This is a genomic window from Streptomyces sp. SID3212, from assembly GCF_009865405.1.
Lineage (GTDB): Bacteria > Actinomycetota > Actinomycetes > Streptomycetales > Streptomycetaceae > Streptomyces.
Window position 1 is genome coordinate 1 of the sequence record NZ_WWJY01000002.1, and the last position, 15849, is coordinate 15849.

The 15849-nt window shown below is 71.2% G+C and carries 14 protein-coding genes and 1 pseudogene; 5 read left to right on the forward strand and 10 right to left on the reverse strand.

Translation table 11 applies throughout. The features are described from left to right. Positions 1 to 337, reverse strand: a pseudogene (locus GT042_RS00145) (hypothetical protein); the annotation flags it as partial. A 310-nt stretch (positions 338 to 647) separates the two neighbouring features. On the opposite strand from GT042_RS00145, the gene GT042_RS00150 reads away from it, so the two are divergent. Together GT042_RS00150 and GT042_RS00155 are read left to right on the forward strand one after the other, a co-directional pair. Beyond that, positions 648 to 1169, forward strand: a complete 522-nt coding sequence (locus GT042_RS00150; protein WP_161306639.1) for a universal stress protein — start codon at positions 648 to 650, stop codon at positions 1167 to 1169. Between the two features lie 243 nt (positions 1170 to 1412). Next, positions 1413 to 1991, forward strand: coding sequence for a GPR1/FUN34/YaaH family transporter (locus GT042_RS00155; RefSeq protein WP_161306640.1), 579 nt, complete (start codon positions 1413 to 1415; stop codon positions 1989 to 1991). A 168-nt stretch (positions 1992 to 2159) separates the two neighbouring features. Here the strand turns inward: GT042_RS00155 and glmS are convergent, their stop codons facing one another. Both glmS and GT042_RS00165 read right to left on the reverse strand, forming a co-directional pair. After that, positions 2160 to 3989 carry a glutamine--fructose-6-phosphate transaminase (isomerizing) gene (glmS, locus tag GT042_RS00160; RefSeq protein ID WP_161306641.1) on the reverse strand — a complete coding sequence of 610 codons (1830 nt, stop codon included), beginning with the start codon at positions 3987 to 3989 and terminating at the stop codon, positions 2160 to 2162. Positions 3990 to 4095: 106 nt separating this feature from the next. After that, on the reverse strand, positions 4096 to 4371 hold the full coding sequence (locus tag GT042_RS00165) for a hypothetical protein (protein WP_161306642.1): 276 nt from the start codon (positions 4369 to 4371) through the stop codon (positions 4096 to 4098). A gap of 208 nt (positions 4372 to 4579) precedes the next feature. Between GT042_RS00165 and GT042_RS00170 the strand changes: the two genes are divergently transcribed. Then, entirely contained in the window at positions 4580 to 6229 is a 1650-nt protein-coding gene (locus tag GT042_RS00170) for a beta-N-acetylhexosaminidase (RefSeq protein WP_161306643.1), read from the forward strand. Here the strand turns inward: GT042_RS00170 and GT042_RS00175 are convergent. Next, the gene (locus GT042_RS00175) at positions 6193 to 7287 is read right to left on the reverse strand and encodes a DMT family transporter (RefSeq protein WP_161306644.1); all 1095 of its coding nucleotides are present in this window, start codon (positions 7285 to 7287) and stop codon (positions 6193 to 6195) included. The genes GT042_RS00170 and GT042_RS00175 overlap by 37 nt on opposite strands. A 131-nt stretch (positions 7288 to 7418) precedes the next feature. On the opposite strand from GT042_RS00175, the gene GT042_RS00180 reads away from it, so the two are divergent. Both GT042_RS00180 and GT042_RS00185 read left to right on the forward strand, forming a co-directional pair. Continuing rightward, positions 7419 to 8360 carry a LysR family transcriptional regulator gene (locus GT042_RS00180; protein WP_161306645.1) on the forward strand — a complete coding sequence of 314 codons (942 nt, stop codon included), beginning with the start codon at positions 7419 to 7421 and terminating at the stop codon, positions 8358 to 8360. 195 nt (positions 8361 to 8555) lie between these two features. Beyond that, positions 8556 to 8873, forward strand: coding sequence for a hypothetical protein (locus GT042_RS00185; RefSeq protein WP_161306646.1), 318 nt, complete (start codon positions 8556 to 8558; stop codon positions 8871 to 8873). A gap of 119 nt (positions 8874 to 8992) precedes the next feature. Here GT042_RS00185 and GT042_RS00190 read toward each other — a convergent pair whose 3' ends face one another. The 6 genes from GT042_RS00190 to GT042_RS00215 form a co-directional block, all read right to left on the reverse strand. Beyond that, the gene (locus GT042_RS00190) at positions 8993 to 9640 is read right to left on the reverse strand and encodes a YdcF family protein (protein ID WP_161306647.1); all 648 of its coding nucleotides are present in this window, start codon (positions 9638 to 9640) and stop codon (positions 8993 to 8995) included. 21 nt (positions 9641 to 9661) lie between these two features. Next, positions 9662 to 10117: a MarR family winged helix-turn-helix transcriptional regulator gene (locus GT042_RS00195; protein ID WP_161306648.1), complete on the reverse strand. Its 456-nt coding sequence runs from the start codon at positions 10115 to 10117 to the stop codon at positions 9662 to 9664. Positions 10118 to 10238: 121 nt separating this feature from the next. Continuing rightward, the gene (locus GT042_RS00200) at positions 10239 to 11399 is read right to left on the reverse strand and encodes an acyl-CoA dehydrogenase family protein (protein ID WP_161306649.1); all 1161 of its coding nucleotides are present in this window, start codon (positions 11397 to 11399) and stop codon (positions 10239 to 10241) included. Between the two features lie 8 nt (positions 11400 to 11407). Beyond that, the gene (locus tag GT042_RS00205; RefSeq protein WP_161306650.1) at positions 11408 to 12346 is read right to left on the reverse strand and encodes a hydroxymethylglutaryl-CoA lyase; all 939 of its coding nucleotides are present in this window, start codon (positions 12344 to 12346) and stop codon (positions 11408 to 11410) included. Continuing rightward, positions 12343 to 14334, reverse strand: a complete 1992-nt coding sequence (locus GT042_RS00210) for an acetyl-CoA carboxylase biotin carboxylase subunit (RefSeq protein WP_161306651.1) — start codon at positions 14332 to 14334, stop codon at positions 12343 to 12345. The genes GT042_RS00205 and GT042_RS00210 overlap by 4 nt, the downstream gene beginning before the upstream one ends. A gap of 8 nt (positions 14335 to 14342) precedes the next feature. Then, the coding region (locus GT042_RS00215) for a carboxyl transferase domain-containing protein (RefSeq protein WP_161306652.1) at positions 14343 to 15849 on the reverse strand (1507 nt) is incomplete at its 5' end.

Here is a 15849-nt window from a genome sequence, read left to right on the forward strand (position 1 = left end):
TCCGCTCCGACCGCCGCAACAGGAGCCGGCAGACGGCGGTCACGGCCGCGAGGCCGAACGCCGCCGAGGCGGTCCCCCCGAAGGACGTCCCGTAGACGGTGAGCACGACAGGGACCAGCAGGCAGCTGAACACCGCCCAGCGGAGGAGATCGTCGGCCGCCTCGGCGGGGTGCCGGGCGGACGCCGGCGAGCGCGACGGGCGGAGGGCGTCCTCGCGGATTCCGGCGGCGTCCTCGCGGCTCTCGGCGGAGGCGCGGCCGGGCGCCGGCGCCGCGCTCCCGGCGGGCAACTCGGCGGACACCCGAACGGATGACGTGACGGTCGACGGTGCGGGCACGGGAGCTCCTTGACGGCGGCGGCGTGGCCGATGGCCAACGAGGAGCGCGCCCCTCCGGTCACTCCGGTCACTCCACGGGACAGCTGTAGATGCCATCCGGCGTTGCGATCCTGGGCGCCCTCGTGCATGCTCCCTGAAACGCCGCGTAAGGGGCTGCGAACTCTGTGCACGAGAGGAGTGTCGCCGTACCCTTGGGGGTATGGAGTTGGGAAGATGATTCCCGGACACAGGACACAGGTCCGTCACATGCTCCGCACACCACGCCACTTGTTGATCCTTTCCCAAGAGGACCTCTTTCGCCGAGACGCCCATGGCCGGTCACGAAATCCCTGAACCCGCGGACCGCAAGCAGGTAGCCGACCCCGTGTCGGACCCGCTGGCGGTGGAACAGACGCGCGCCTCCTGCGATCCCGCCTTCCGGCACGGAGTGGTCGTCGGCTTCGACGGCTCCACCTCCAGTGAGCGGGCGCTCGCGTACGCCATCGGCATGGCCCGGCGGCTCGGCTCCGGCCTGATCATCGTGCATGTCGCCAACCGGCTCCCGACCACGGTCTGGGCGGGCTGTGAGCCGCCGGTGTTCGTGGACGTCCCCGACCACCGCACCGAGGTGCTCGGCCTTGAACTGGCCTGCGCGGACTATCTCGCCGAGGTGCCCTGGATCCTGGTGGAGCGCGGCGGCGACATCTGCCACGAGTTGGAAGAGGTCGGGCAGGAGTACTCGGCGGACGCGATCGTCGTCGGGTCGACGCACGGCATCGTCGGGCGGATCTTCGGCTCGGTGGCCGGCCGTCTCGCGCGGCGCGCGCAGCGGCCCGTGGTGGTCATTCCGTAGGCGTGGTCCCGGTACGCCGCGATCCGGTACGCCGTGATCGTCCGGGCCGTCGTGATCGTCCGGGCCGTCGTCCCGTGAAGCCGTCCGTTCTTCCCGCGTTCCGCGCCCGAAAACGCTGATCGTCCGTCAACTTCCTTCCCCCGGCGTGAATTTACTCACTCCGAGAGGTGGATTGCGCCCTTGTGAAGGGTACATAACGGTCGCTGGGACAACAGCACCCGCACTTCGTGAAGGGAGCCCGCCGTGGACAATGACGTCTCCGCGGGAAGCGCAACCTCAACTTCGGTTCTCGGCCATCTCGCGCTGGGACTCACCCTGCTGGCCTTCGGAATCGGCCTCACCGACGTCGTGGACGGGGTGACGGCGGCCGACGCCGTCACCCTCGCCCTGTACGTCGGCGGGGTCGCGCTCTTCGTCGCGGGTCTGTTCGCCTTCCGGGCGGGCGACTCGTTCACCGGTACGGCCTTCGCGGGCCTCGGCGCCTTCTGGTTCACCTGGGGCACCGGCGCGGGCGAACAGGTCTCCGCGGACGCGGCCGGACTCTTCCTGATCCTGTGGGCGCTCCTCGCCCTCAGCCTCACCATAGGTGCCGCGGGCTCGGGCCCGCTCGTCCAGGGCACGTACGGCCTGCTGACCGTCGCGCTGCTCCTGCTCGGGGTCGCCCAGTTCGCGGACAGCGGAGGCCTGGCCAAGGCCGGCGGCTGGCTCGCCGCCCTCGCGGGCCTGGCGTCCTGGTACGGCGCGACGGCCGCGCTCGCCAAGTGGCCCACCGCCCTTCCGCGTCGACGCGCTGCCGGCCGGGGTGTGACGGCCGCCGGCTAAGCAGCGGTGAGGGCCGGCGCCGGGCGTCGCCGACCCTCCGCTCCTGGCGCGTCCGGCACGTGAGGGCGCGTCAGGAGACGCTCCGTACGCCTCCGTACACCCCGTACGCTTCCGTACAGCACCGGACACACCAGCGTCCGCGCACCGGACACACCAGTGTGTCCGCGCCTACTCCACCGTCACCGACTTCGCCAGGTTCCGCGGCTTGTCGATGTCGCGGCCCAGCGCCAACGCCGTGTGGTACGCCAGCAGTTGGAGCGGGATGCCCAGCAGGATCGGGTCCAGCTCCGTCTCGTTCTTCGGCACGACGATCGTGTGGTCGGCCTTCTCCTGCGGCTGGTGCGCCACCGCCAGGATCCGCCCGTCCCGCGCCTTGATCTCCTCCAGCGCCGCGCGGTTCTTCTCCAGCAGGTCGTCGTCCGGCACCACCGCCACCGTCGGCATCGCGGGCTCGATCAGCGCGAGCGGACCGTGCTTGAGCTCGGAGGCCGGATACGCCTCGGCGTGGATGTACGAGACCTCCTTGAGCTTCAGCGACGCCTCGCGCGCCACGGGATAGCCCCGTACCCGCCCGATGAACATCATGGACCGGGAGTGCGCGTACTCACCCGCCAGCTTCTCGATGTCGCCCTCGGTCGCGAGGATCTCGGCGATCTGGGCGGGCAGCTTCCGCAGCCCCGCGATGATCCGCTTGCCGTCGGCGACCGACAGGTCGCGGATCCGGCCCAGGTGCAGCGCCAGCAGGGCGAAGGAGACCACGGTGTTGGTGAAGCACTTGGTCGAGACGACACAGACCTCCGGGCCCGCGTGCACGTACACCCCGCCGTCCGTCTCCCGGGCGATCGCCGAACCGACGACGTTCACGATCCCGAGCACCCGCGCGCCCTTGCGCTTGAGCTCCTGGACGGCGGCCAGCACGTCGTACGTCTCACCCGACTGGGACACCGCGACGTACAGGGTGTCGGGGTCGACCACCGGGTTGCGGTAGCGGAACTCGGACGCCGGCTCCGCGTCCGCCGGGATCCGGGCCAGCTCCTCGATCAGCTGCGCCCCGATCATGCCCGCGTGGTACGACGTGCCGCAGCCCAGGATCTTGATCCGCCGCACCCCGCGCGCCTCGCGGGCGTCGAGATTGAGCCCGCCCAGGTGGACGGTGGAGAAACGGTCGTCGATCCGCCCGCGCAGCACCCGGTCCACCGCCTCGGGCTGCTCCGAGATCTCCTTGTGCATGTACGTGTCGTGGCCGCCCATGTCGTACGACTCGGCCTCCCACTCCACGGTGGTCGGCGTCGCGGACGTACGGGAGCCCTCCGTCGTGTACGTACGGAAGTCGTCGGCCTTGAGGGTGGCCATCTCGCCGTCGTCGAGGGTGACGACCTGGCGGGTGTGGGAGACGAGCGCGGCGACGTCGGAGGCGACGAACATCTCCTTCTCGCCGATGCCGAGGACGACGGGGGAGCCGTTGCGGGCGACCACGATGCGGTCCGGGAAGTCGGCGTGCAGCACGGCGATGCCGTACGTGCCCTCGATCAGCCGGAGGGCCTGGCGGACCTTCTCCTCCAGCGTCTCGGCCTGCGAGCGGGCGATCAGGTGTGTCAGGACCTCGGTGTCGGTCTCGGAGGCGAACACCACCCCGTCGGCCTCCAGCTTCGCGCGCAGCTCGGAGGCGTTGTCGATGATGCCGTTGTGGACGAGCGCGACCTTGCCCTCGCTGTCCAGGTGGGGGTGCGCGTTGTGGTCGCTGGGGGCGCCGTGGGTGGCCCAGCGGGTGTGCGCGATGCCGGTCGTACCGGCGAACCGCTTGGGGACCCGGGCCTCCAGCTCGCGGACGCGGCCCTTGGCCTTGACCATCCGCAGCGTGGCCGCCTTGCCCGCGGCCGGCTTGCCGGTGATGACGATGCCGGCGGAGTCGTACCCCCGGTACTCCAGCCGCTGCAAGCCCTCCAGCAGCAGTGGTGCGACATCACGCTTTCCGATGTAACCGACGATTCCGCACATGACAGTCTCTGCCCCTCCTGGTTTGCCTGATCCGCCCTGATTGCACCCAGTCGTTCCCGACCGCACCCAGCCGTACCTCACCGCACCCAGCCGTACCTCACCGCGCCTAGCCGTAGACGATGCGGCGCAGCTGCCGGAGCGAGAGCTCCGGCGGTGCCACCGCGCGGTACGGCAGCTCGGCCGCGATCCGCTCGAAGATCTCCGCGTTCACGGCGCCCCCGGCCTGCATCTCCCGGTGGCGGCGGCGTACGAATTCCTCGGTCGTCTCGTCGAAGTAGGCCAGCACGTCGAGGATCACCCGGGCGGCCTCACCGCGCTGGAGCGCGGTGCTGCGGACCAAGTGGTCGATGAGGTCGTCGTGCGACGGGCGTCGTTCGAGCACCCGTTGATACTGCTGGTGCGCGCCGCCATACGCAACATTTCTGCCCGAATTCGGGCAGGAAGTGGTCGGAGTCTCCTGAGGGCGGGGTGGGGGACTGGCGCAGTAGGACGTCTTGACCGCCGCCGCCACGGGCGGGTCCCATGGAGAGGTTCGGCCGTCCGCACCCCCACAGGTGAGTACCTCGTCGCCCTGTCGAAGGGACACCTTTGTGAGACAGCACAGAACGTTGTTCAGACTTTTCGGATCGCTCCTGCTGGTGGTGGCCGCCGGGATCTCCTCCGTCGCCGCAGCGCCCGCGCCCTCCGAACGGCCCGCCTCCCCGACCCCCACCGTCCGCTCCCTCGGTGACGTCGTCCCCGTACCGGCGTCCGTCCGGCCGGGCGGCTCCCCGTACACGATCACCCCCTTCACCTGGATCGGGGTCGTCGCGAGCCCCGGGCAGGCCAAGGCCGCGCGTGCCGTCGGCTCGTACCTGGCCGGCGTCCTGCGCCCCTCCACCGGATACGCCCTGCCGGTCGTCCCCGACCTCGGGCTCGGCCCCGGAGGCGGTATCCGGCTGCGGCTGGCCACCGGCCCCGGCGACCGGGGCCTCGGGGACGAGGGCTACCGGCTGGAGTCCGGGCGCACCGGCGTCACGATCACCGCGTACCGCCCCGCCGGGCTCTTCCACGGCGTGCAGACCCTGCGCCAACTGCTCCCCGCCACGGTCGAGAAGAGCAGCCGGCAGAGCGGCCCGTGGACGGTCGCGGGCGGCACGATCACGGACACGCCCAGGTACGCGTACCGAAGCGCGATGCTCGACGTCTCGCGGCACTTCTTCACGGTCGGTCAAGTGAAGCGCTACATCGACCAGTTGGCGCTCTACAAGATCAACACCCTGCATCTGCACCTCTCCGACGACCAGGGGTGGCGGATCGCGATCGATTCCTGGCCACGGCTGGCGACGTACGGCGGGTCCACCCAGGTCGGCGGTGGCGCGGGCGGTTACTACACCAAGGCGCAGTACCGCGAGCTGGTCGCGTACGCGGCCTCACGCCACCTGGAGGTCGTCCCGGAGATCGACATGCCGGGCCACACGAACGCGGCGCTCGCCTCGTACGCGGAACTGAACTGCGACGGCGTCGCGCCGCCGCTCTACACCGGCACGCAGGTCGGGTTCAGCTCGCTGTGCGTGCCGAAGGCGGTGACGTACGACTTCGTGGACGACGTGGTCCGCGAACTGGCCGCGCTCACCCCCGGCCGCTACCTCCACGTCGGCGGCGACGAGACGCACGCCACCAGCCACGAGGACTATGTGACCTTCATGGAGAAGGCGCAGGCCGTCGTGGCGAAGTACGGCAAGACGGTGGTGGGCTGGCACGAGCTGACCGGCGCCCACCCCGTCGAGGGCGCGGTCGCGCAGTACTGGGGCCGCGACCGTACGAGCGCGGCGGTGCGGGAGCAGGTCGCGGCGGCGGCGAAGAGCGGCACGCGGCTGGTCCTCTCCCCGGCGGACCGGGTCTACCTGGACATGAAGTACGACCCGTCGACCGTGCTGGGCCAGACGTGGGCCGGGTACATCGAGGTCGACCGGGCGTACGACTGGGATCCGGCGACGTATCTCGCCGCGTCCGGGGTGCCGGCGAGCGCGATCCTCGGCGTGGAGGCGCCTGTGTGGACGGAGACGCTCTCGACGAGCGACCACCTGGAGACGATGACGTTCCCGAGGCTCCAGGGGGTGGCGGAGCTGGGCTGGTCCCCGGCGGTGACGCACGACTGGTCCGCCTTCAAGGCGCGGCTGGCGGCGCAGGGGCCCCGGATGACGGCGCTGGGGATCGACTACTACCGCTCGCCGCTGGTGCCGTGGCCGGCGGAGTGACGGGTTCGGCGGCCTGACGGCTTTCGGGCGCCTGACGGCACTCGGGTGCCTGATGGCTTTCGGCTGAGGAGGGTACGGCGCCGGGGGTTCGGTCCGAGAACCCCCGGCGCCCGTCCGGCTCCCCCCGAAGCCGGGTCGTCGGGGCGCCCCGCCGCTCCCCGCTGCCGTGTCATCGCCGCTCCCCGGCGTCGGGTCATCGCCACCCCCGCGAGCACGACGGCCATTCCGGCGATCCCCCGGAGCCCGAGATCCTCGCCGAGCACCAGCGCCCCCAGCAGGACGGAAACCACAGGCAGCAGGTAGCCGACGGTCGCCGCGTCGGTGGCGCCCTCGTCCGCGATGATCCGGTACGTGAGGAAGAAGGTGACGCCCGTCGCGAAGATCCCGAGGACCGCCACCGCGACGAGGGCCGTGGGGCTGCCCCACGGGGACTCCAGGCCACCGGCGGGCAGGGCGAGCGCGGTCAGTCCCGTCGCGGCGAGGAGCTGGGCCGTGGCGAGGGACAGGGTCGACACGCCCTTCCCGACGAGGTGGCGCTGCATGTACGTGAAGGCCACGGCGTAGCTCGCCGCCGCGCCCAGGATGGCGAGAGCGCCCCAACTCGTGGCCCCGCCCTGCTGCCAGGGCGCGAAGATCAGCACCGTACCGGCGAACCCGGTCACGAGGCCGGCGACCCGGACGGGGCGCAGGCCGCGCTCGGTGCCGAGGGCGAGACCGATGAGCAGCGACCACAGGGGAGTGGTGGCGTTCAGGACGCCGGCCAGCCCCGAACTCACCGTCTGCTGCCCGATGCTGAAGAGCCCGAACGGCAGGGCGTTGCAGAAGAAGGCGGCCACGACGATGTGACGCCAGGTCCGCCGCCCGCCCGGGAGCCGCTGCCCGCGCGCGAAGCACAGGACCGCGAGGACGAGCGCGCCGAGGGCGCAGCGGACGACGGTGACCTGGACCGGGGTCAGACCGTCGAGGGCCAGCCGGATCCACAGGAAGGTCGATCCCCAGAGCAGCGCGAGCACGGCCAGCCTGACCCAGGCGGCGCCGGGTCCGTTACGTATCCCCATGTCTCCCCCTACTGGTCACTCATCCGGGCGCGCCCGGCCGCCGGGTTGCCCGGTTGCCCCACACGAACGCTGCCCGAGCCCCACCCAGTAGGACAAGCGAAAGAAACTACACAACGTTTAAGCTCAGCTACATGCTTGACGTGAGACGTATGCAGGTCCTGATGGCCGTGGTCAGCAGCGGCTCGGTGACCGGCGCCGCCGCGCACCTCGGGTACACCCCGTCCGCCGTGAGCCAGCAGGTGGCAGCGCTGGAGAAACAGGCCGGGATCGCCCTGCTCGAACGGGTGGGGCGAGGCGTACGTCCGACCGCCGCCGGGCGGCTCCTCACCGAGCACGCCGCCACCATCAGCAGGAACGTCGCCGAGGCGGAGACCGCCCTGGCCGAACTGCGCGCCGGGCGCACGGGACGGCTGGCGATCCGCTACTTCGCCACGGCGGGCGCCTCCCTGGTCGCGCCCGCAGTGGCCCGCTTCCGCGCGGAACATCCGGGCGTACGGATCGACCTGCGGCTGAGCGACCCCGGGGACCCGCTGGCCGAGGTGACGGAGGGCAGAGCGGATCTGGCCCTGATGATCAGCCCCCAAACCCCACCCAACAACAGCACCCACCTCCCCCACGTCCCCCACGTCCCCCACCTCCTCCACCTCCGCGACGACGCGTACGCCGCCGTCCTGCCCGCCGGACACCGCCTCGCCGACCGGGACGTACTCGACCTGGCCGATCTCGCCGACGAGCCGTGGGTCGGCAGCGAGCCACCGGGCCCCTGCCTGGAGCCGGTCCTCACCGCGTGCGCGGCGGCGGGTTTCACCCCGGACTTCGTGGTGGAGAGCGGGGACTACGCCACGGCCCAGGGCTTCGTGGCCGCCGGACTCGGCATCGGCCTGATGCCACTGCTGGGGGTGGGCCCCGGCACCCGCCATCCGGGCGTGGTCGTGCGCGAGGTGCGCAACCCACAGCCGGTCAGGGCGATTTGCGCGGCGGTACGGGACCTGTCACTGACCGAGCCGGCGCCGCGCGCGCTGGTGGAGGCACTACGAGAGGCCGCCGGAGCATCCGCCGCCCGTCCGGTGTGACATCACCCGACCTCACCTTCACCGCCCATCGCGGCCACTCCGCGGGTCTCTGGAAACGATCCTCGATGGTGGCTGGCACCTTGAACTTGCTGTTCAACATCCGCTGTGCCGTCCGACGAGCTCGGAACGCGATCCTGCGCTCCAAGCGGTAACCCGCTGACGCTTGCCTGTCCATCTGCCTGGGAGACTTCAGCGATGGACGGGTGGGAGGGCACCGCCACGCTTGAGTGGTGGGCCAATCGATCGACTTGCTTCGGCAAGTTCGCTGTGCTTGCGACGGCCTGTGTCACCGGAAGAGACTGGCCGTGCGGCGTGATTCTTGATCCTCCGCTGTCTGACGACGACCGGGCGGGCTTCGATTTCCTGCTGGAGCTCGATCCGCTCTTCACCTTGCGCTTCGGCGAAGAGAGCACACTGTTGGTCAACGTCGCGTCGGGCGAGGGCGCATGTCTCATCCTCACCGCTCACGAGGCGAAAGCATCGAGACCGGTCGACTCCGGAGACCCCGCGTAGCCCGCCGACGTGGAGATGGTCGGGACGTGCTCAGAGCACGCGACAGCGGCGCGAACGGAGTCCGCCGTGGCGGTCCGCCCCCGATCGTCCTTGAACGCCCAGCCCCCGCCTTTCGCGCCCTACGCCACGAGCCGACTGGTGAACCCCGAGCGACACAGGCGCTCATACGCGGCGGTCACCTCGTCGGGGACGACCTGTCTCGTCATGAACCCCTGATCCGGATAGACCAACAGCCGTTGCAGCGCGCCGACGAGCATGTCGACGACCAGCCGCTCGTCCCCGATCGAGGTCACATACTCCTCGAAGGTCATCGGAGCCGACGCGCACACGATGTCAACGCCCGGCCACCACATGCTCGCGGTGGCGTACGCGCGCCGCTCCTCGTACGGCTTGCTGACCAACAGCACGGAGGAAACGTCAACACCCGCCTCCTCCAGCACGGCCCGCGAGAAGCGGATGTTGTCCCCCGTGTTCCGAGCGCGAGGCTCCACCAACACAACAGAACCGGGCACACCGAGCTCCAACGCCCGCTCCCGGTAGTGAACGGCTTCCCCGCGAGGCATGCGCTCCCGCGTGGTGGGACTGGTCGCCCCGGTGAACAGGATCAGCGGCGCCATGCCCCGCCGGTAGAGCCCCACGGCGACGTCGGCCACCCCCAGGTCATGACTCCCCAGCCCGACAACCACCGAACAGGCCCGCGCCTCATGCCCCATGAGGTGATACGCCCACACGCACCGAGCGTCCGCCCGGTCCCGAACCGAGATCACACTTCCTCCCGCATGCTGCGGCTAGTGATGCCACGCCTTCGCGCCCACGTTGTGGATTATGCGCTGGAGCACCTTGAGGGTGGTGAGGTACTCCTCGTCCGTAATGCCCGTGTGCACCCGAGCCCGCATCGTCCTCTGGAACGCCGCGCACTTCTGGAACAGCGTGTCCCCCTCCGCCGTCAGATGCAGGCGGCCCTCGGGGTCCGGGGTGATCAGGCCCCGGTCCAGGAGGGCGTCGATTTCTGGTGCGAGGGCTTCGCCCACTTCCAGGTAGCCCCACAGGACCGCCAGTACCTCTTCGCGGGAGCGGCCGTTCTCGCTCGTGGCCACTTGAGCCAGGATCCACCACTGGGGCTGAGTGACGCCGAACGCCGCCAGGCCCTCGCGGATGGCCGTCACGACGGCCTTGCCGGCGGTCGAGCTCCAGTAGCCGACCGGCTGGGTGAGCAGTTCCTCGTCGCTGTGGGAGTACTCCATCGTCCGTCCTCACCGTGGGAAGAGAAGATCCGGGTGCCGGTCCGTTTCCGGCCGGTGAGGACGAACGTAGGACCTCAACTCCGCTTCAGGTCAAACGGGAGGGGAGGAGGGGGAGGAGGGCTCAGTTGGGCAGGCCCAGTTCCCTCGCGATCAGCATCCGCTGGACCTCGCTCGTGCCCTCGCCGATCTCCAGGATCTTGGAGTCGCGCCACATGCGGGCCACCGGGTACTCGTTCATGAAGCCGTACCCGCCGTGGATCTGGGTGGCGTCCCGCGCGTTGTCCACGGCGACCGTCGACGAGTAGAGCTTCGCCACCGCCGCCTCCTTCTTGAACGGCTCACCCTGGACCAGCCGCGACGCGGCGTCGCGCCAGCCGATCCGGGCCATGTGCGCCCGCGTCTCCATGTCGGCGATCTTGAACTGGATGGCCTGGTTGGCACCGATCGGGCGGCCGAACGCGTGGCGCTCCTTCGCGTACGACACCGACTCGTCCACGCAGCCCTGCGCCAGGCCCGTCGCGAGGGCGGAGATCGCGATCCGGCCCTCGTCCAGGATGCGGAGGAACTGCGCGTACCCCCGCCCCTCCTCGCCGAGCAGGTTCGCCACCGGCACCCGGACGTCCACGAAGGACAGTTCGCGGGTGTCGGACGCGTTCCACCCGACCTTGGAGTAGGGGGCGGCGACCGTGAAGCCGGGAGTGCCGGACGGGACGATGATCGAGGAGATCAGCGGACGGCCGTCCTCCTTGCGGCCGGTGACCGCCGTGACCGTGACCAGGCCCGTGATGTCCGTGCCCGAGTTGGTGATGAAGCACTTCGTCCCGTTGATCACCCACTCGTCGCCGTCCCGGACCGCCGTCGTACGGGTCCCGCCCGCGTCCGACCCGCAGTCCGGCTCGGTCAGGCCGAACGCGCCGAGCAGCTCGCCCGAGCACAGCCGGGGCAGCCACTCCCGCTTCTGCTCCTCCGTGCCGAACCGGAAGACCGGCATCGCGCCGAGCGAGACGCCCGCCTCCAGGGTGATCGCCACGGAGGAGTCCACCCGGGCCAGCTCCTCCAGGGCGATGCCGAGGGCGAGGTAGTCGCCGCCCATGCCGCCGTACTCCTCGGGGAAGGGCAGCCCGAACAGGCCCATGCGCCCCATCTCGCGGACGATCTCGTACGGGAATTCGTGCCGCTCGTACAGGTCACCGATCTTGGGCGCGACGACGTCGTGCGCGAACGCCTCGACGGTGCGGCGCAGTTCCTCGTGCTCGGGGGAGAGGCGGTGGTCCAGGGACATCGGGTCAGTCACTCCTTGTGGGAGAGGGCGCGGACGGTACGGGAGGGGCTGGGGCGGCCCAGCCGTTCGGCCAGCCACACACTGGTGGCGGTGAGCCGGCCGAGATCGACGCCGGTTTCCACACCGAGGCCGTCGAGCATCCACACGAGGTCTTCGGTGGCGAGGTTTCCGGTGGCGCTCTTCGCGTACGGGCAGCCGCCCAGGCCGCCCGCCGAGGCGTCCACGGTGGTCACTCCGTGCTGGAGCGCGGCCAAGGTGTTCGAGAGTGCCTGGCCGTACGTGTCGTGGAAGTGCACCCCGATGACGTCGGTGGGCACTCCTTCCTCGTTCAGCTCGGAGAGGAGGGTCTGGACATGCCCGGGCGTGGCGACGCCGATGGTGTCGCCGAGGCTCAGCTCGTCACAGCCGAGGTCCATCAACGCCTTGGCCACGCGCACCACTTGGTGGACGGGCACCGGACCCTCCCACGGGTCGCCGAAGCACATCGACAGATACCCGCGGACGTGGACCTTCTCCTCGCGCGCACGGGCCACCACCGGGGCGAACATGGCCAGCGACTCGTCGACCGTCCGGTTGAGGTTGGCCTTCGCGAAGGACTCGGTCGCGCTGCCGAACACGGCGACCCGGCGGGCGCCGAGGGCGAGCGCGCGGTCCAGGCCGCGCGCGTTCGGCACCAGGACGGGGAGGGCGACCCCGCCGAGGTCGGCGAGGGCGGGGAACAGCTCCTCGGCGTCGGCCAGTTGGGGCACCCACTTCGGGTGCACGAAGCTGGTGGCCTCGATGGTGGTCAGCCCGGCGTCGGCGAGGCGGTGCACGAACTCCGCCTTGAGCGCGGTCGGGACGATCGTCTTCTCGTTCTGGAGGCCGTCGCGCGCGCCGACCTCGTGGATCCGGATCCGGGCCGGCAGCCCCTGCGCGGGGACGGCCATGGGCAGTCCTTCGGTCATGACTCCTCCTGCGGGGCGGGGGCGGGCGTGGGGGAGGCCTCGGCCTGCGGGGCCTCCGGCGGGGTGACCACCGCGAGCACCTGGTCCATGGCGACCGTCGCCCCCGGTGTCACGTCCAGCTCGGTGACCGTGCCGTCGTGCGGGGCGGAGATGACGTGCTCCATCTTCATCGCCTCGACCACCAGCAGGCTCTGCCCGGTGGTCACCTCGTCCCCGACCGCCACCTTCACCACCGTGACCGTCCCGGGCATCGGCGCGGTCAGCGAGTGGGTCCCGCCCGCCCCGGCCGCGCCGAGGAGGGCGGCCGTCACCGCGTCGTGGTCCGTCACGTTCCAGCTGTCGCCGTCCCGGCCGAGCCACGTGCCGGCCCGATGGAACGTGTGCGTCACCCCGTCCACGGTGACCGTGACCCGGTCGGGCTCCACCCGGAAGCGGTCCGTGGGGAGCGTCTCGTGTATCGCGGGTTCGAGTCCCGTCACCCGCAAGGGATGGACGACCGGCGCCGGTGTGCCGCCGAGACGCCAGCCGCTCGGTACGGAGAAGGGGTCCACCCACCCTCCCGACGCGACGGGCTCCAGCGCGGCCTGCCGTACGGCCGCCGCCGCCGCGTACACCTCCGGCGGCACCCCGGCCGGCAGCAGGCCCGCCACCTCCCGCTCCACCAGCCCGGTGTCCAGGTCGCCCGCCACCACCGACGGATGGGCCAGGAGACGGCGGAGGAAACCGGCGTTGGTCGGTACGCCCAGCGTCACCGTGTCGGCCAGGGCCGCCCGCAGCCGCCGCAGCGCCGTGGCGCGGTCGGGGCCGTACGCGATGACCTTGGAGAGCATCGGGTCGTACGCACTGCCGACGTCCGTGCCCTCGCTCAGCCCCGAGTCCGTCCGCACGCCGTCACCCGAGGGCTCGCGCAGCGACAGGACCGTACCCCCGGTGGGAAGGAAGCCCCGGGACGGGTCCTCCGCGCAGATACGGGCCTCCACCGCGTGTCCCGTGAGGGTGATGTCCTCCTGGGCGAAGGGCAGTTCCTCCCCGGCCGCGACCCGCAGCTGCCATTCCACCAGGTCCAGGCCCGTGACCAGCTCCGTCACCGGGTGCTCGACCTGGAGGCGGGTGTTCATCTCCATGAAGAAGTACGACCCCGGGTCACCGCCCGGCACGATGAACTCGACCGTGCCCGCGCCCGCGTACCCGCACGACCGGGCCGCCTGGACCGCCGCCTCGCCCATCGCCGCGCGTGTCGCCGGGTCCAGCAGGACGGACGGGGCCTCCTCGATGACTTTCTGGTGGCGGCGCTGGAGCGAGCACTCGCGCTCGCCGAGGTGCACGACGTTCCCGTGCCCGTCCGCCAGGACCTGGATCTCGATATGGCGCGGGCGGTCCACCCACCGCTCCACCAGCAGCGTGTCGTCCCCGAAGGAGGAGCGCGCCTCGCGCCGGGCCGCCGCGATCTCCTCCGCCAGCGCGGACTCCGCGCGCACCAGCCGCATGCCCTTGCCGCCGCCGCCCGCCGAGGGCTTGAGCAGCACCGGCATGCCGATCTCCCGGGCGGCGGCGGCCAGTTCGGCGTCCGTCAGCCCGCTGCCCGACGATCCAGGCACGACCGGGACGCCCGCCGCCCGCACCGTCTCCTTCGCGCGGATCTTGTCGCCCATCAGCGCGATGGCGTCGGCGGGCGGCCCGATGAAGACCAGGCCGGCCGCCGCGCACGCCCGCGCGAACTCCGCGTTCTCCGCGAGGAAGCCGTATCCCGGGTGCACCGCCTGCGCGCCCGTGCGCGCCGCTGCCTCCAGCAGCCGCTCCACGGACAGGTAGCTCTCCGAGGCCGCGGCGGGACCGAGCCGTACGGCCGTGTCGGCCTCCCGCACATGCCGCGCGTCCGCGTCCGCGTCGCTGAACACCGCGACCGACCGCACCCCGAGCTGTCGCAGCGTACGGATGACACGCACCGCGATCTCGCCGCGGTTGGCGATCAGAACCGTGTCGAACATTCCCACCCTCACATCCGGAAGACGCCGAAGCCGGGCTCACCCAGCGGGGCGTTGGCACACGCGGTCAGGGCAAGACCCACCACCTGGCGGGTCTCCATCGGGTCGATCACGCCGTCGTCCCACAGACGGGCCGTCGCGTAGTAGGCGCTCCCCTGGGTCTCGTACTGCGCGCGGATCGGGTCCTTGAAGGCCTCCTCCTCCGCCGCCGGCCACTCCTCGCCCCGGCCCTCCAGCTGGTCCCGCTTCACCGTCGCCAGCACGGACGCCGCCTGCTCGCCGCCCATCACGGAGATCTTGGCGTTGGGCCACATCCACAGGAAGCGGGGCGAGTAGGCCCGGCCGCACATCGAGTAGTTGCCCGCTCCGTACGAGCCGCCGACCACCACCGTCAGCTTCGGCACGCGCGTGCTCGCCACGGCCGTGACCATCTTCGCGCCGTGCTTGGCGATGCCGCCGGCCTCGTACGCCCGGCCGACCATGAATCCCGAGATGTTCTGGAGGAAGAGCAGCGGGATGCCGCGCTGGTCGCACAGCTCGATGAAGTGCGCGCCCTTCTGGGCGGATTCGGAGAACAGGATCCCGTTGTTGGCAACGATCCCGACCGGATGGCCGTGGATCCGGGCGAAGCCCGTCACCAGCGTCGTACCGAACTCGGACTTGAACTCCGCGAACCGCGAGCCGTCCGTGATGCGCGCGATGACCTCACGGACGTCGTACGGCGTACGGGAGTCCACCGGCACCGCTCCGTACAGCCCCGCCGGGTCCACCTTGGGCTCCTCGACCGGCTCGACGTCCCAGGGGAACGCGCCGCGCGCGGGGAGCGTGGAGACGATCGTCCTGACGATCCGCAGCGCGTGCGCGTCGTCCTCCGCGAGATGGTCCGTCACCCCCGACGTACGGGAATGGACCTCGCCGCCGCCCAGCTCCTCCGCCGTGACGACCTCGCCCGTCGCCGCCTTCACCAGAGGAGGGCCGCCCAGGAAGATCGTGCCCTGGCCCCGGACGATGACCGCCTCGTCGCTCATCGCCGGGACGTACGCCCCGCCGGCCGTGCACGAGCCGAGCACGGCGGCGATCTGCGGGATCCCGGCGGCGGACATCCGCGCCTGGTTGTAGAAGATCCGCCCGAAGTGGTCCCGGTCGGGGAAGACCTCGTCCTGCATGGGCAGGAAGGCACCGCCCGAGTCCACCAGATACAGGCACGGCAGCCGGTTCTCCAGCGCGATCTCCTGGGCGCGGAGGTGCTTCTTCACCGTCATCGGGTAGTACGTGCCGCCCTTGACCGTCGCGTCGTTGGCGACGATCACCGCCTCACGGCCGCTGACCCGGCCGATCCCGGCGATCACCCCGGCGGCCGGCGCGGACCCGCCGTACATCCCCTCCGCCGCGAGAGGAGCGAGCTCCAGGAAGGGCGAGCCGGGGTCCAGCAGTGTGTCCACGCGGTCGCGCGGCAGCAGCTTGCCGCGCGCCGTGTGCCGCGCGCGGGCCTTCTCGCCGCCGCCGAGCCGGGCCGCC

What these genes read in the sequence shown, in the direction of transcription:
- GT042_RS00205 (WP_161306650.1), bottom strand. Translation starts at nt 12,346, where the DNA reads ATGACCGAAGGACTGCCCATGGCCGTCCCCGCGCAGGGGCTGCCGGCC.
- GT042_RS00175 (WP_161306644.1), bottom strand. Translation starts at nt 7,287, where the DNA reads ATGGGGATACGTAACGGACCCGGCGCCGCCTGGGTCAGGCTGGCCGTG.
- GT042_RS00200 (WP_161306649.1), bottom strand. Translation starts at nt 11,399, where the DNA reads ATGTCCCTGGACCACCGCCTCTCCCCCGAGCACGAGGAACTGCGCCGC.
- GT042_RS00150 (WP_161306639.1), top strand. Translation starts at nt 648, where the DNA reads ATGGCCGGTCACGAAATCCCTGAACCCGCGGACCGCAAGCAGGTAGCC.
- GT042_RS00185 (WP_161306646.1), top strand. Translation starts at nt 8,556, where the DNA reads ATGGACGGGTGGGAGGGCACCGCCACGCTTGAGTGGTGGGCCAATCGA.
- GT042_RS00180 (WP_161306645.1), top strand. Translation starts at nt 7,419, where the DNA reads ATGCTTGACGTGAGACGTATGCAGGTCCTGATGGCCGTGGTCAGCAGC.
- glmS (WP_161306641.1), bottom strand. Translation starts at nt 3,989, where the DNA reads ATGTGCGGAATCGTCGGTTACATCGGAAAGCGTGATGTCGCACCACTG.
- GT042_RS00195 (WP_161306648.1), bottom strand. Translation starts at nt 10,117, where the DNA reads ATGGAGTACTCCCACAGCGACGAGGAACTGCTCACCCAGCCGGTCGGC.
- GT042_RS00210 (WP_161306651.1), bottom strand. Translation starts at nt 14,334, where the DNA reads ATGTTCGACACGGTTCTGATCGCCAACCGCGGCGAGATCGCGGTGCGT.